Raw genomic sequence first — 14,417 nt, forward strand, 5'->3', positions numbered from 1 at the left:
GTTTGACTCACAACGACACCACCTTAACTGAGTTATTCCATATCTTTAACTGCTTTAACAGTTTTTAATGCCTTTTTAAAATCTTTGTATAGACTGTTTCCAACAACAATAATATCCGAATGCTCCTTCATCTCACGTGCTTGGAAATTGTTCTCTATCCCTCCACCATAAAAAAGCAACGTATTGTTTAACTGGTCTTTAACCTTCTTGACGAGTTCGGTATCCCCATATTTACCGCTATATTCTATGTAAAAAATAGGTAAGTGAAAAACATGTTCGGCCATATGAGCATATGCAATCACATCCTCATCATCAGGAATGACACTGTTTGTGTGTTTGAAGACTTTAGAATCCTTATTTAAAATGCAATATCCTTCAACAAAGATTTCATTCCAATCCATGATATCCTTATACGCTTTAATAGCTTGATGCTGAATATCCATCATCCACTTCTTTTCGGTACTGTTCATTACCATTGGAATGTAATAATAGTCAAAACCTGGTGTGATCGCATCCATGGTTGAAACTTCAAGTATACATGGTACAGTAAATCGACGAATCCGTGATAACAATTCCAACACACCATCTAATGTTATATTATCTGTTCCACCAACTATAATAGCATCTGTACCTGATTCACAAATCATTTCCAGTTGTTCTTCTGAGATTTCTTTAGCAGGATCCAGCTTAAATATATGCTTCCATTCATTCATCGAATAATTCAACAGTCTAGTCCTCCAATATCATAATCCATTAGTTCATTATACCAAAAATCGTCCTAGGAAATTAGGATAAACCTGAAGTTTTTTAACAAAGGCTGTTTTCGCAAGCATTGTTGCTTTTTTATCTTCATATCTTCATAGTTGATATAGACTGCGACATAACTTTAGGCTTACTTCTATTGCCGCCGTCCGGGATCGCTACGGACGGATGCTTTCCGCGGGCACGGCCTCAGCCTCCTCGAGAAAACCACTCTGCGGGGTCTTCGGACATGTGCTGTTCCCGCAGGAGTCACCGCCCTCCGCTCACCCAAACTGGTAAGGTGTTTTATCAATACAGATACAGTCCCACGACAGTAACGGAAATAACAGCGAAGTGTATTTCCGTAGCGGTAGGTTAACCGTCATCTCAAGTTATGACGCATTTTATATCTATTCTCTCAAAAGCAACAAACTAACAAAAGCAGCTTTAACAAAAAAATGCCGTAACCTAAGGAAAGGCGACGACATTTTTACTAATCCTCATTTTCTTGTTTATCTAAAATCCGATCCAATACCAGTTGATAGCCATCACTGCCAAAATTAATACAGCGGCGCACTCGTGATATTGTTGCAGTTGAAGCGTTTGTTTCTTTTTCAATAACTGTATACGTATGCCCTTCTGTCAGCATCTTGGCAACTTGTAAGCGTTGGGCAATGGAATGAATTTCTGACATTGTTGCAATATCATCAAAAAATTTATAGCACTCTTCACGATCATTCAGCGATAGTATAGCATCAAAAAATTGGTCTAATTGCTCACCACGTAATTTATCAATTTGCAAAACAAACCCTCCTTAATTTTATTCATTTGTTACCGTAACAGATTGCCCGATACCTGGGCTTGATGGCATGACATTCACCCATGTTTTTCCTGGTGCAAATCCAACTGGCTGACCATCCCTAACAGGAATAATTTTACCGTCTTGATTTTCCCACTGGAGTTGTTGTACTTTTCCATTTTGAATAAGATATGCCTCTCCCCCAGTTTCTAGATCGATGGCACGGCGTCCAGCATCATCGACAACTTGATGAGTTGCTTCAACAATAAACACATTATCTACCTGTATCGGCTCTTCGGTATTAAGTTCTACCGTTTTCTCGCCATCACTATACCGTGTATATTTTTCATTTGTTTTATCATAGTCAAATTCAACGATGTTCATTGTTGTAGGATTGTCTGAATATACAATTTCGACATGCCCTGCATCCTCACCTGGTATCTCTCCTAATTCCTCTTCATTTAAAAATGGTAACGGCTCATAAGATTGTGTTACATTATAGCCTTTCGTCTCTGCTACATCGTAAACTGCTCCAAATTGTAAATACGAATTATGTGGAGCTCTTCTAAATGATTCACGTTTAAATAAATTCCCATCGTTATCATATATCGCACCATTCAGGAAATGAATTCCACGATTTACGATCATATCATCTATAAAACCGGCTGCACCATGGTATATATAAAGAGCATTATAACGTTCAGCTAAATCAAAGTAATATTCTCGGGCACTTCGAACGGGACCTACAACTTCTGGTGATTCACTTTGAAACATTGCTAATAACCGAGTGATTTTGCCCTCTGCTAAAATTTCGAATACAATATCAGCCTGTGATAGACCTGTTTGTGGCCTTGCTTTTTGATGATTATTTACCATGATACTTACAATTCGGTTATCTGTGTCTTTATTTGTTCCAACACCTGTTAACGGATAAACATGTTCAAATTCTTCTTCGACCACCTCTTCTGGTGAATCTGTTTTTTCTTCTACTTCATTTTCTTTTGTTTCATTATCTTTTGCTGTTTCCTTCTCGTCCTCAGAACATGAGACAAGAAGAACGATCAATACTACTATAAAACAAAGAAACCTTTTCATTACTCCAACACCTTCACTTAAGAATATATAGTGTATTATACGTTATCTCATGATTGCTGGAAAGAGCACTTCATGCTTTTTCACATCAATAATTCCCTGTTGTGTTATTCGAATATATGGTAAATGAGTGGATGATAGAAATAAAATACTATAAATCGGATCTTCAAATGGGTAACCATAATCCTTCAACAGTTTTTTTAATTCTTTTTCATTTTTAATTAATTCTACCATGTTACCTTTAAACATGATTCCTCCAAGCTGAAGGGGTAATTCAAATTTAACTTCACCTTTGTCGACTACTACAATTCCTCCGCCAATATCCTTCATCCGTTTCCAGGCCCGGAGCATATCGTGTTTGTTCTTACCCATAATCACGATATCACCAGTAGCAGAGTATGAGCTAGCAATACCTCCCAAATTTTTGGTAAACCCTTTAATGGTTGTATTTACCCGCCATTCTCCATTTCTATCAATTAATAAAAGGAACGCATCATCTCTATTATCTGGCAATTCATCTGGGGTAATGTCTGTTTCAATAGCATACGGTTTTATGATTACATCATTCACTAGCTCTAGTCCAATTGGAACTGAAAATTGCAGGTCACTTATTTGTAGTTCCCAATCAAACGAAATAGGAGAAATACCATATTTCTCCCACTCTATTTTTTGTGGAATTGCTTGTTCTATTCCATCTTTAAGAATCCACTGTCCTTTAGCTAGAACGCTGGTTGGATGCGGATTACTCTTAGAATCTAGTATATTAATATGTGCAATTCGACCTGGTGTAATGCTTCCCAGTTGTTCATGCAAACCGAAATGCCTCGCTACATTATATGTTGCCATTCGATATGCATCTTCTATAGGAATACCTTTGTCAATTGCTATTTCAATACATACATTGATTATACCCTTTTCATAGAATGCAGGTGTCGAACCATCCGTTGTCATCGTTAAGTTATCAAACTCCGTTAACCCTTCTGCCAAAATTTCTTCTACTAGTTTCGACAAATCCGGGCGAATGGATGAGTTTCTTAATCCCACATGATAACCTAGTTCTAAACGTTTAATTACGTCTGCTCCAGTCATCGATTCATGATCTGCTGCAATTCCTAACAACTTCATTTTAGTTAGTGTCTTTTCTGAAGCTCCAGGCAAATGTCCTTCCACAGGTTTCCCTTGACGTTTCGCTTCCTGAATCCAGAAAAGTAATCTATCGTCTCCATCTAACAGTCTTGGCCAAGATGTCAACTCCCCGCCTTGTGCAACAGACGGATGGGATAACCAATCCATAATATTTCTAGTATTATATAGTCGTTCTTCATCCTGGATTGCTGTTTGTGAATCAAATCTCGCCCACCAATACATAGATATCGGTAATGTATTAAACTCATCCAGTAAAGTAAACGCTTTCTTTTTATCCAGTAAAAAATTCCACATTTGATTATCATTTACCAATGTAGTTGTTCCCGTTTTAGCTGCATGGCGTGCCAACTCTTCTGGATTATATAATTGATACGGATGTGCATGCGGTTCCATATAACCAGGAACAAGATACTTGTCTTTACAATCTACTACTTCGACATTATCAAGGTTTTTAGGCAATTTCTCCCCTACGTACACAATGCGGTCATGGTAAATCCAAATATGCGCGTGTAACCATTGTTTAGTATATATATTTAAATAAGTACTATCTTTTAAAAGTAGGGTAGGAGCCACTGTATCATCAATAATACCAACATGATTTCTAAGCTCACGATTTCTCCAATAATGTCCCTTCTCGATCATAATACAACTCTCCAATTTCCAATTTTCTCTATCGTACCATATAAAGCGCTTTCGCACAGTAAAGTTTTCGTTAATTAAAGTGAAAAATTTGTGACAAGCAAAGCTTCTACCGAGTATGGTTCGAGTAGTCCCGAAGCACTGAACTCCCCTGAATATGCTTGCAGATGTAGGGACAAGCAAAGCTTCCACCAAATCGGTAGTTGGTGATTTAGCAATTTGGCGTTTAAAAGCTAACATACGGCGTTCACATTGTATAAGCACATTTCCAATTCCACAGCAAAAAACTGACACCAAAAGCTTAAACTTCCAGGCCAGTCTCTGCATGATTACTCCCCAATATCTTTCCTGTAAAAAAACGCTTGGCTATCTTTCATTGGTAATAAGGTTCGATATGCTAAATTAGTTGCTTCTCCTAACGAGGAGCCTTTCGCTCCAACTAATAAAACACGTCCGCCATCCGATACGAGAGCTGTTCTGAGTTTCTTTGTTCCCGCATGTACCGTAAACGAGCTTCCTTCAGGTTTTAGTTCTGGTATCTCTACGCCTTTTTGATATCCGGCTGGATAACCAATTGATGCAACAACAACACCCACACAGGCGCTATCTTCCCATTGCAGCTTCGGGTTAACTCCCTCCATAACATCGATGAACACTTGTAATAGATCGTTTTTTAACAATGGTAGTACTACTTGTGTTTCAGGATCACCGAACCGAGTATTAAATTCAATTACCCTAGGTCCGTCATCAGTCATCATAAGGCCTGCATATAAAATACCTGTAAATGGACGTCCTTCTTTCATTAAACCATCAGCTGTCTTTTGGAGTATCTCGGTTGTTGCAAATGCTAACAAGTCTTCTGTAACGTCAGGTACTGGTGCGAATGCTCCCATTCCACCGGTGTTGGGTCCCTCATCATTATCATACGCCCGCTTATGGTCCCTGGCTGGAACCATTGGATAAACATTGTTTTCATGCACAAAAGCCATCAAGGAAAACTCTTTGCCTGCAAGGAATTCTTCGATAACAATGGTGGTACCAGCTTCATCAAATGTCTTGGTAACAAGCATATCATCGATAGCAGATAACGCTTCTACTTTCGTTTCTGCTACAATAACGCCTTTCCCGGAAGCGAGCCCATCAGCTTTCACGACAATTGGCGCACCTTTTTTTTCGATATATTTTTTCGCTTGGTCCGCATTTGTAAAAGATGCATAGTCAGCGGTCGGGATGCCATGTTTTTGCATAAATGCTTTGGCATAACTTTTACTTCCTTCCAAAAGTGCAGCTTCTTTCGTTGGTGCAAAAATAGCTAGGTTTTCATCCTGAAATCGATTTGCAATCCCTAACAGCAATGGATTTTCAGGGCCAATTATCGTTAAGTCAATCGCTTTTTCTTTGGCGAATGCTAATAGACCATCTATATCAGTTTCACTTATAGGAACACAATTTGCCTGACTAGCTATTCCACCATTACCAGGGGCAGCGTAAAGAGATTCTATTGTTTCACTCAAAGCAAGAGACATTATCATGCTGTGCTCACGCCCACCGCGTCCGACGACTAATATATTCATCAAACCATTCCTCTCTGTGGGAGATATCTATTCTTAATGTTTAAAATGTCGCATGCCCGTAAATACCATTGCGATTCCATTCTCGTCACATACATCAATTGATTCCTGGTCTCGCTTGGAACCTCCAGGCTGGATGATTGCAGTTACCCCTGCTGTAGCGGCTGCTTCCACTGTATCAGGCATTGGGAAAAATGCATCAGAAGCTAAGACTGCTCCTTTTGTATTTTCACCTGCTTGCTCGATAGCAATAGTAGCGGATCCAATACGATTCATTTGTCCGGCGCCAATGCCAACTGTTTGATTATCTTTTGCTAGCACGATAGCATTTGACTTCACATGCTTCACTGCTTTCCAGGCGAACAATAAATCAGATAGTTCCTGCTCTGATGGTTGATTCTTCGTAGGAAATGCTAACTGATCTTTAGTTAACTCTTTATGATCACTGTCCTGTATCAGCATTCCGCCTTTGACAGTTGTTAGCTTATGATAAGCTTGTTTCTGGCTATTCATCGGTAGCTCTAGCAAACGGATGTTTTTTTTCATGGTTAATGTCTCTAATGCTTCTGGTGTATAGCTAGGAGCTATTACTATTTCTAAGAAAATTTCACTTAACTGCTCTGCTGTTGATTGATCAATTTCTCGATTACACGCAACGATTCCACCGAAAATAGAAATAGGATCTGCTTGATATGCTCTTTGAAATGCTTCTGCTAGATTATCTGCCATCCCTATTCCACATGGATTCATATGTTTCACAGCCACTGCTGTAGGGTTTTTATATTCAGACAAAATTTCCAGTGCAGCATTTGCATCTTGAATATTATTAAATGAAAGCTCCTTACCATGTAACTGTTTGGATGTCGCTAAACTTAACGCTGTATTTGTAGAATCCTTATAAAAAGCAGCCTTCTGATGTGGATTTTCTCCATAGCGTAATGTCTGTATTTTTTCATATGTTACGGTATAATTCTCTGGGAATTCTTCTTTCGTATCTTCGGTAAAGTAACGTGCAATCATCGCATCATAATGTGCTGTATGACGGAAAACTTTCGCAGCTAATTGTTTACGTTTTTGCTTATTCAACGTGTCTTTTTGAATAGCATCTAGTACATCGCTATAATCATCTGGATCGACAACTACGGTAACATCTGTGAAGTTTTTCGCAGCTGCTCGAAGCATAGTTGGACCACCGATATCAATGTTTTCAATAATATCATTTTCTGAAACGCCTTGTTTATGAAGCGTCTTTTTAAATGGATACAAATTCACAACAACCACATCAATTAAGGAGATATTATTATCTTCTAGTTGTTTTTGATGAGTTGGCTCTTCTCGCTTAGCAAGTAATCCACCATGAATCACGGGGTGTAATGTCTTAACTCGGCCGTCTAAAATTTCCGGAAATCCTGTTATTTCATCTACAGCTTTGGCTGGTATTCCTGCCTCCTGTAACACGCGCAACGTACCACCAGTTGAAATAACATCATAATCCAACTCGATTAACCCCTTGGCAAGTTCAGTTATATTTTCTTTATCAGAAACACTTATCAATGCTTGTTTTTTCATGAACTATCCCTCTCTTACTTGACCTGAATTAGTTGATTAATAACTTTAGGATATAATTGGTGCTCTATTCGTTGAATACGTTGTTTCAACATTTCTTCGGTATCCTCTGGAAATATAGGAACGGTAACTTGTTCAATAATTGGTCCAGTATCAATTCCTTCGTCAATATAATGAACCGTAACACCTGTTTTTTCTACACCTGCTCGAAATGCCTGGCCAATCGCATCTTTTCCTGGAAAAGCAGGTAGGTAAGAAGGATGTATGTTAATGATCTTCCCCACAAACGCCTCCAATAGTGTTGTTCCGGCAATTCGCATATAACCCGCTAGAAAAATCCACGACACCTCTGCATCATGGAGTCTCCTAACAAGTTGTTCTTCATAATTTGCTTTTGTAGCATATTCCTTTGGATTAAAAACATAAGTTGGTACACCATAGTGGTTTGCTTTATCAATTACACTTGCATCTGGTTTATCACAAACAAGCAACACTATATCACACATTAGGTCGTCGCTCTCCATGATTGCTTGAAAGTTGCTTCCTGTGCCTGATGCAAATACGGCAGCTTTTAAAGAAGTCATGATCGAAAATGGACGCCCGCAGAATCTGTTACGGTGCCAATTACCGTGGCCTTCTCACCTTGTGCATGTAAAATAGTTAACGCCTGGTCAACCTCTTTAGGTGCGACGACCATAGCCAAGCCAATACCCATGTTAAATACTCCAAACATCTCTCGGTCGGATATCTCTCCTTGCTGTTGAAGGAATGAAAATATACCAGGCTTCTCCCAGCTTGTTTCATCTAGTTCAACACCTAAACCTTGTGGCAGCATCCGAGGGAAATTTTCATAAAATCCACCACCAGTAATATGAGAGGCACCTTTAACTGTAAGACTTTCCATCACAGCTGAGACTTGCTTTGCATAAATCTTCGTCGGTGTCATGAGCGCTTCTCCGAGTGGTTTAGATAATCCATCAACTACTTTATGAAAGTCCAGACCTGCTACAATTTTTCGCACAAGTGAATATCCATTTGAATGAATACCACTTGATGGTAACCCAATCACAACGTCACCGGCAGTAATAGACTCCCCTGTAATTAAACGGGATTTTTCAGCAATCCCAACCGTAAACCCAGCCAAGTCATATTCATTTTCCTCATACATACCAGGCATTTCTGCTGTTTCTCCGCCAATCAAGGCAGCACCGGCATCTGAACAACCTGAAGTTATCCCTGAAACGATTTGCTCCAACATTTCCGGGTCATTTTTCCCACAAGCGATATAATCAAGGAAAAATAATGGTTGTGCACCTTGAGCAACAATATCATTAACACACATGGCAACTAAATCAATTCCAACTGTATCGTGTTTATCTAATTGGAAGGCAAGTTTCAGCTTTGTGCCGACACCATCTGTACCAGAAACAAGAACCGGCTCTTGATAGTTGAATGACGTTAATTCGAATAAACCTGCAAAGGCACCAATTCCCCCTAAAACTTCGGGGCGAGTTGTTTTGGCAATATGCTTTTTCATACGTTCAACAGCTTCATAGCCTTTCTCTACGTCTACTCCAGCATCTTTATACACATTTGACATATGGATACACCGCCTTTTTTTAGCTTCTGGTATAAGATATACTCGCTTGCTTATCTTCTGAAACAGGATAGTTCCCTGTAAAACATGCGTTACATATCCCTTGGTTAATCGTTTTATCTTTAACAATAGCGTTTTCCAACCCGTCTGTTGACAAATACGCTACACTATCTGCTCCAATCAAGTCACATATTTCATCAACCGAGTTATTTGCTGCTATTAACTCTTCTCTTGTTGATATATCAATCCCGTAGTAGCAAGGGTTTTCAATCGGCGGTGAGGCAATACGAACGTGTACCTCTTTAGCACCAGCTTCTTTTAACATCCGTACAATTCGCTTACTCGTTGTTCCCCGTACGATCGAATCATCTATCATGACAACACGTTTTCCATCCACAATTCCGCGAACTGGTGATAGTTTCATTTTCACACCTTGTTCACGTAATTCCTGAGAAGGCTGAATAAATGTTCGGCCAACATATCTATTTTTAATTAATCCCAGTTCATATGGAATTCCACTTTGTTCGGCATAACCTATTGCCGCCGAAATACTAGAATCTGGTACACCAGTTACGACATCAGCCTCAACAGGGGATTCCTTCGCTAACTCAATACCCATCCTTTTCCGTGATGCATGGACATTTACATGATTCAAATCGCTATCCGGTCTTGAGAAATACACATATTCCATCGCACACATGTTACGTGGCTCACGTAAAGCAAAGCGTGTCGTTTCAATACCGTCATCACTGATTGTAATTAACTCACCCGGTAACACTTCTCGTTCAAAGGTTGCCCCGATAATGTCAAATGCGCATGTTTCTGAAGAGACAACATAAGCATCGCCCAACTTCCCAATAGATAGCGGGCGCAATCCTCGTGGATCCAGTGCAACGTACATTTTATCTTCCTTTAAGATCGCAAATGCATATGCTCCGATAATTTCCTGTAAGGCATCCTTCATCGATTCAACCGTTGACGTTTTTCTGTTTCGTTTAATTAAATGGGCTAATACTTCTGTATCAGATGTGGTTTGTAAAATACTACCCTCACGCTCTAGCTCCCCGCGAAGTTTATAGGCATTCATAATATTACCGTTATGTGCCAATGCCATACTCCCCGTCTGAGAACGAAAGAGTAATGGCTGAACATTATCGATTCCACCGTCACCTTGGGTGGGATAGCGAACATGGCCAACCGCTGCATGTCCACTTAAATCAGAAAACTCTGCTTGTTTAAAAACATCATTTACTAAACCAAGACCTTTATGAACCTTTAATGTTTCACCATCACTTGTAACAACTCCAGCTCCTTCTTGACCACGGTGCTGAAGAGCATGTAAACCATAGTACGTAATTTCCGCTGCTTTTTCGTGACCCCAGATTCCAAATACACCACATTCTTCATTTAAGCCTTTGATTTCAGTAAGCATGGTATAGCCCCTTTCCAAAGGTCACGTAGTTGATCAACCTCTTCCTGGATAACATTTGTATTAGTTGACTTCACCGTCATTTTCCCTTCACCGGTAACAGTACCAATTTGTTGTAACCCATCAATTAATTGCTCAAGTTGATCTTTTTTATGAGCTTTAACTGTTACTATAAATCGGGATTGGGATTCACTAAATAAAGCAACAGTAGGATCTCCAGACAATTCAACCTCAACACCTAAACCTGAATCATTAAAAACGCTTTCTGCCAATGCAACACCTAAACCACCCTCAGCTAAGTCGTGGGCTGATTCGACAACACCTTGTTGAATTGCATTTAAAAGCTGTTTCTGACGAATTGTTTCTAGCTTCAAATCAATGGAAGGCGTCTTACCAGAATAGGATCCATCTACTATATTCTGTAGCTCACTTCCACCAAATTCAGGGTTGGTGTCCCCGATCAAGTAAACGATGTCACCTGCTGATTGAAAATAGTTTGGTGTTATGTGATCTAAAGATTCATGCAGTCCGACCATCCCAACCACCGGGGTTGGAAAAATCGAATTTCCTCTGGATTGGTTATATAACGAAACATTCCCACTAATAACCGGCGTTCCTAAGATGCTACATGCCTCACTCATGCCCTCAACACTTTTTTCCATTTGCCAAAATACCTCGGGATTAGTCGGATTACCGAAATTCAGCCCATCTGTTAATCCCAGTGGACGAGCTCCTGAACAGACAATATTACGTGCCGCTTCTGCAACAGCAATCTTACCACCGGTTTCAGGATCCAAATAAATATAACGTGAATTACAATCCGTAGTAATCGCTAGCGCTTTGTCTTTTTCTTTAATACGTATTACAGCAGCGTCTGAACCAGGCGCTACAACCGTATTGGTTTGCACCATGGAGTCATATTGATCATAGACCCATTCCTTACTAGCAATGGTTGGCTGCTGGAGTAGCTGCTTTAGCGTCGATGCATGATCCGTTACATTTGGAACAGTATCTTCCAATTGTTGATTTGCTCTGTAATAAGCTGCTTCTGTTGAAGGTAAATGATAAACTGGCGCTTCCTCAGCCAGCGCATCAACAGGGATATCTGCTTCCACTTCCCCGTGTTGTTTGATCCGAAATACCTTTTCTTGAATAACTTCACCAACAGCAACTGCTTGAAGACCATATTTTTCAAAGACGTCAATAATTTCTTGTTCACGTCCTTTTTTAACAACAAGTAACATACGCTCTTGTGATTCCGATAGCATCATTTCATATGCATTCATGTTGGTTTCACGTTGTGGAACGTTGTCGAGATTCATTTCCATCCCTGTTCCTGCTTTACTTGCCATTTCACTTGCTGAGGAAGTAAGGCCTGCTGCTCCCATATCCTGCATACCAACTAACGCATCTGAATGAATAACTTCCATACAAGCTTCGATTAGTAATTTTTCCATAAATGGATCACCAACTTGAACTGCAGGTCGGTCTTTATCCGAATCCTCCGCTAAGTCGCCTGAGGCAAATGTAGCACCATGAATGCCATCACGACCAGTCGGTGCACCTGCATAAATAACTGTATTACCAACACCAGCTGCAATTCCCTTTTGAATATCATCATGATTGATTAACCCAACACACATTGCATTAACGAGTGGATTATCCTCATAGCTATCATCAAACTGGACTTCACCACCAACTGTTGGTACACCCACACAGTTTCCGTAGCCAGCTATTCCACTTACAACCTCAGAAAAAAGATACTTAACACGTTCTGAAGTTAAATTTCCGAACCGAAGTGAATTCATTAACGCGATGGGACGAGCGCCCATGGAGAATACATCACGAATAATACCACCAACGCCTGTTGCAGCACCTTGATATGGCTCCACCGCTGAGGGATGATTGTGACTTTCGATTTTAAATACAACAGCCTGTTTATCACCTATATCAATTACTCCAGCACCTTCACCTGGTCCTTGAAGGACGTGTGGTGCTTTTGTCGGAAATTTCCCAAGTAATGGTTTAGACGTTTTATAACTGCAATGCTCCGACCACATGACTGAAAAGATTCCTGTCTCGGTAAAATTTGGACGACGCTTGAGAATGTTTTTAACCATATCATATTCCTTGTCACTTAACCCCATGTCTTTATATAACTTGTCATGCTCGATTTGTTCAGGACTAATATTACGCGTTAATAACATAGGATTCCCTCCAATTTTCAACGAGTGATTGAAATAGTTTTAACCCATCATCACTTCCAAGCAACGCTTCAACTGCACGCTCTGGATGTGGCATCATACCTAATACGTTTCCTTCATTATTGACAATTCCTGCAATATCAGCAATTGATCCATTTGGGTTGTTCTGATAAGTGAAGACAATTTGATCGTTGGCTCTTAAGCTAGCAAGTGTTTCATCATTACAAAAATAGTTACCTTCTCCATGTGCAATTGGGAAACGGACCGTATCATTTTCCCCATATCCAGAAGTGAACATTGTCTTGTTGTTAACAACTCGTAAAGGCTCCTGATGACACATAAACTTAAGATTTTTATTTCGTAGCATCGCACCCGGCAGTAAACCTGCTTCTAGCAAAACCTGGAATCCATTACAAACACCGAGTACTGGCTTGCCCATTTCAGCCTGCTTTTTTATTTGCTTCATTACATTTGATGTCGCAGCAACGGCACCTGAGCGTAAATAGTCCCCATATGAAAACCCACCAGGTAAAAGAACCCCGTCATAGTCTGCTAAATCACAATTGTCATACCAAACCAAGTCTGCTTCTTCCTGTAAAACATCTTTTACCGCATGATACATATCCCTGTCGCAATTTGATCCTGGAAAAACAATTACAGCTAACTTCATGATTTAACAGCCTCCTCCACATCAAAGTGATAATCTTCAATTACTGGATTTGCTAACAACTTCTCACATGCTTCCTTAACACGTGTGTCGATGTCCACTCCTTCTTCCACGAGCAGTTCAATTGTTTTACCAACACGTGCTTGCTGTATCTCATTATAACCAAGCGAATTTAGTGATTCTTGAATTGCTTTTCCTTGAGGGTCCAAGACACCCTGTTTTAACGTGATATATACGGTAACTTTTTTCATGACCTTGCCTCCAGTCGATGTAGTATCATTTCATAAACTTCCAATAAATCACCTGTACCTTGTCTGAAAACATCTTTATCCATTTTTTCATCTGTTTTCAAGTCCCATAGCCTGCACGTATCAGGCGATATTTCATCAGCGAGTACTATACATCCTTCAGCCAATCGCCCGAATTCAAGCTTGAAATCCACTAACCTTACATTTACTTGTCTAAATAATTCGCCTAACTTTCTATTAATCATTAATGCTTTTTCTTTTATTTCCTGTAATTCAGAAGCAGTGACATTGCTCAGAAAAAGGGCATGTTCATCATTGATTAACGGATCACCTAAAGCATCATCTTTATAAAAGAGTTCTACGATTGGTGCATCAAAAACTGTCTTTTCTTCTATTCCTAATCGCTTGGTGATACTCCCTGTTGCCAGGTTACGAACAACGACCTCTAATGGAATGATTTCCGTCTGATACACAAGCTGTTCTGTCTCGTTCATTTTCTCTATAAAATGAGTACGGATTCCGTTTTCATGAAGGTACGGGAAAATATGTGCGGAAATTTCATTATTCAAGCGCCCTTTACCGTGAAAACTCGCTTTTTTCCCACCATTGAAAGCTGTTGCATCATTTTTATAAGTCAAAATCAATTGGTTTGGGTTATTCTGTACCTTATATACTTTCTTTGCTTTTCCTTCATATAATAGTTCAGCCTTCATATATT

13 protein-coding genes are annotated in these 14,417 nt (G+C 39.7%); all 13 read right to left on the reverse strand.

Annotated elements, in window-relative coordinates:
• Positions 1-32 precede the first annotated feature (32 nt).
• The 13 genes from ACFQ3N_RS01490 to purC all read right to left on the reverse strand — a co-directional run bounded on the left by ACFQ3N_RS01490 (position 33) and on the right by purC (position 14,412).
• Positions 33-713 carry a heptaprenylglyceryl phosphate synthase gene (locus ACFQ3N_RS01490; protein ID WP_390358936.1) on the reverse strand — a complete coding sequence of 227 codons (681 nt, stop codon included), beginning with the start codon at positions 711-713 and terminating at the stop codon, positions 33-35.
• Between the two features lie 521 nt (positions 714-1,234).
• Complete coding sequence (locus ACFQ3N_RS01495) at positions 1,235-1,543, reverse strand: YerC/YecD family TrpR-related protein (protein ID WP_390358885.1); 309 nt, start codon at positions 1,541-1,543, stop codon at positions 1,235-1,237.
• An 18-nt stretch (positions 1,544-1,561) separates the two neighbouring features.
• A complete protein-coding gene (locus ACFQ3N_RS01500; RefSeq protein WP_390358887.1) occupies positions 1,562-2,635 on the reverse strand; it encodes a DUF3048 domain-containing protein in 1,074 nt (357 codons plus the stop codon).
• 42 nt (positions 2,636-2,677) lie between these two features.
• Positions 2,678-4,420, reverse strand: coding sequence for an adenine deaminase C-terminal domain-containing protein (locus ACFQ3N_RS01505; protein ID WP_390358889.1), 1,743 nt, complete (start codon positions 4,418-4,420; stop codon positions 2,678-2,680).
• Positions 4,421-4,746: 326 nt separating this feature from the next.
• Positions 4,747-5,991 (reverse strand): phosphoribosylamine--glycine ligase, encoded by a 1,245-nt coding sequence (purD, locus tag ACFQ3N_RS01510; RefSeq protein WP_390358891.1) that lies wholly within the window; start codon positions 5,989-5,991, stop codon positions 4,747-4,749.
• 33 nt (positions 5,992-6,024) lie between these two features.
• Complete coding sequence (gene purH / locus ACFQ3N_RS01515; protein WP_390358893.1) at positions 6,025-7,557, reverse strand: bifunctional phosphoribosylaminoimidazolecarboxamide formyltransferase/IMP cyclohydrolase; 1,533 nt, start codon at positions 7,555-7,557, stop codon at positions 6,025-6,027.
• A gap of 14 nt (positions 7,558-7,571) precedes the next feature.
• The gene (gene purN / locus ACFQ3N_RS01520) at positions 7,572-8,138 is read right to left on the reverse strand and encodes a phosphoribosylglycinamide formyltransferase (RefSeq protein ID WP_390358895.1); all 567 of its coding nucleotides are present in this window, start codon (positions 8,136-8,138) and stop codon (positions 7,572-7,574) included.
• Entirely contained in the window at positions 8,135-9,154 is a 1,020-nt protein-coding gene (gene purM / locus ACFQ3N_RS01525; protein ID WP_390358897.1) for a phosphoribosylformylglycinamidine cyclo-ligase, read from the reverse strand. The genes purN and purM overlap by 4 nt, the downstream gene beginning before the upstream one ends.
• A gap of 19 nt (positions 9,155-9,173) precedes the next feature.
• Positions 9,174-10,583, reverse strand: coding sequence for an amidophosphoribosyltransferase (purF, locus tag ACFQ3N_RS01530; protein ID WP_390358898.1), 1,410 nt, complete (start codon positions 10,581-10,583; stop codon positions 9,174-9,176).
• Positions 10,559-12,787 carry a phosphoribosylformylglycinamidine synthase subunit PurL gene (gene purL, locus ACFQ3N_RS01535; protein ID WP_390358900.1) on the reverse strand — a complete coding sequence of 743 codons (2,229 nt, stop codon included), beginning with the start codon at positions 12,785-12,787 and terminating at the stop codon, positions 10,559-10,561. Before purL ends, purF begins: the two co-directional genes overlap by 25 nt.
• A complete protein-coding gene (gene purQ / locus ACFQ3N_RS01540; RefSeq protein ID WP_390358902.1) occupies positions 12,771-13,454 on the reverse strand; it encodes a phosphoribosylformylglycinamidine synthase subunit PurQ in 684 nt (227 codons plus the stop codon). The genes purL and purQ overlap by 17 nt, the downstream gene beginning before the upstream one ends.
• On the reverse strand, positions 13,451-13,702 hold the full coding sequence (gene purS, locus ACFQ3N_RS01545) for a phosphoribosylformylglycinamidine synthase subunit PurS (protein ID WP_390358904.1): 252 nt from the start codon (positions 13,700-13,702) through the stop codon (positions 13,451-13,453). The genes purQ and purS overlap by 4 nt, the downstream gene beginning before the upstream one ends.
• Positions 13,699-14,412, reverse strand: a complete 714-nt coding sequence (gene purC / locus ACFQ3N_RS01550; protein WP_390358906.1) for a phosphoribosylaminoimidazolesuccinocarboxamide synthase — start codon at positions 14,410-14,412, stop codon at positions 13,699-13,701. The genes purS and purC overlap by 4 nt, the downstream gene beginning before the upstream one ends.
• Positions 14,413-14,417 lie beyond the last annotated feature (5 nt).

Source organism: Virgibacillus byunsanensis, assembly GCF_042675965.1.
Taxonomy (GTDB): domain Bacteria; phylum Bacillota; class Bacilli; order Bacillales; family Amphibacillaceae; genus Virgibacillus_R; species Virgibacillus_R byunsanensis.

Coding starts and splice junctions, on each gene's coding strand:
- purQ (WP_390358902.1), bottom strand. CDS start 13,454: ATGAAGTTAGCTGTAATTGTTTTTCCAGGATCAAATTGCGACAGGGAT.
- purF (WP_390358898.1), bottom strand. CDS start 10,583: ATGCTTACTGAAATCAAAGGCTTAAATGAAGAATGTGGTGTATTTGGA.
- purN (WP_390358895.1), bottom strand. CDS start 8,138: ATGACTTCTTTAAAAGCTGCCGTATTTGCATCAGGCACAGGAAGCAAC.
- purC (WP_390358906.1), bottom strand. CDS start 14,412: ATGAAGGCTGAACTATTATATGAAGGAAAAGCAAAGAAAGTATATAAG.
- purS (WP_390358904.1), bottom strand. CDS start 13,702: ATGAAAAAAGTTACCGTATATATCACGTTAAAACAGGGTGTCTTGGAC.
- ACFQ3N_RS01505 (WP_390358889.1), bottom strand. CDS start 4,420: ATGATCGAGAAGGGACATTATTGGAGAAATCGTGAGCTTAGAAATCAT.
- ACFQ3N_RS01500 (WP_390358887.1), bottom strand. CDS start 2,635: ATGAAAAGGTTTCTTTGTTTTATAGTAGTATTGATCGTTCTTCTTGTC.
- purD (WP_390358891.1), bottom strand. CDS start 5,991: ATGAATATATTAGTCGTCGGACGCGGTGGGCGTGAGCACAGCATGATA.
- purM (WP_390358897.1), bottom strand. CDS start 9,154: ATGTCAAATGTGTATAAAGATGCTGGAGTAGACGTAGAGAAAGGCTAT.
- purL (WP_390358900.1), bottom strand. CDS start 12,787: ATGTTATTAACGCGTAATATTAGTCCTGAACAAATCGAGCATGACAAG.
- ACFQ3N_RS01490 (WP_390358936.1), bottom strand. CDS start 713: ATGAATGAATGGAAGCATATATTTAAGCTGGATCCTGCTAAAGAAATC.
- purH (WP_390358893.1), bottom strand. CDS start 7,557: ATGAAAAAACAAGCATTGATAAGTGTTTCTGATAAAGAAAATATAACT.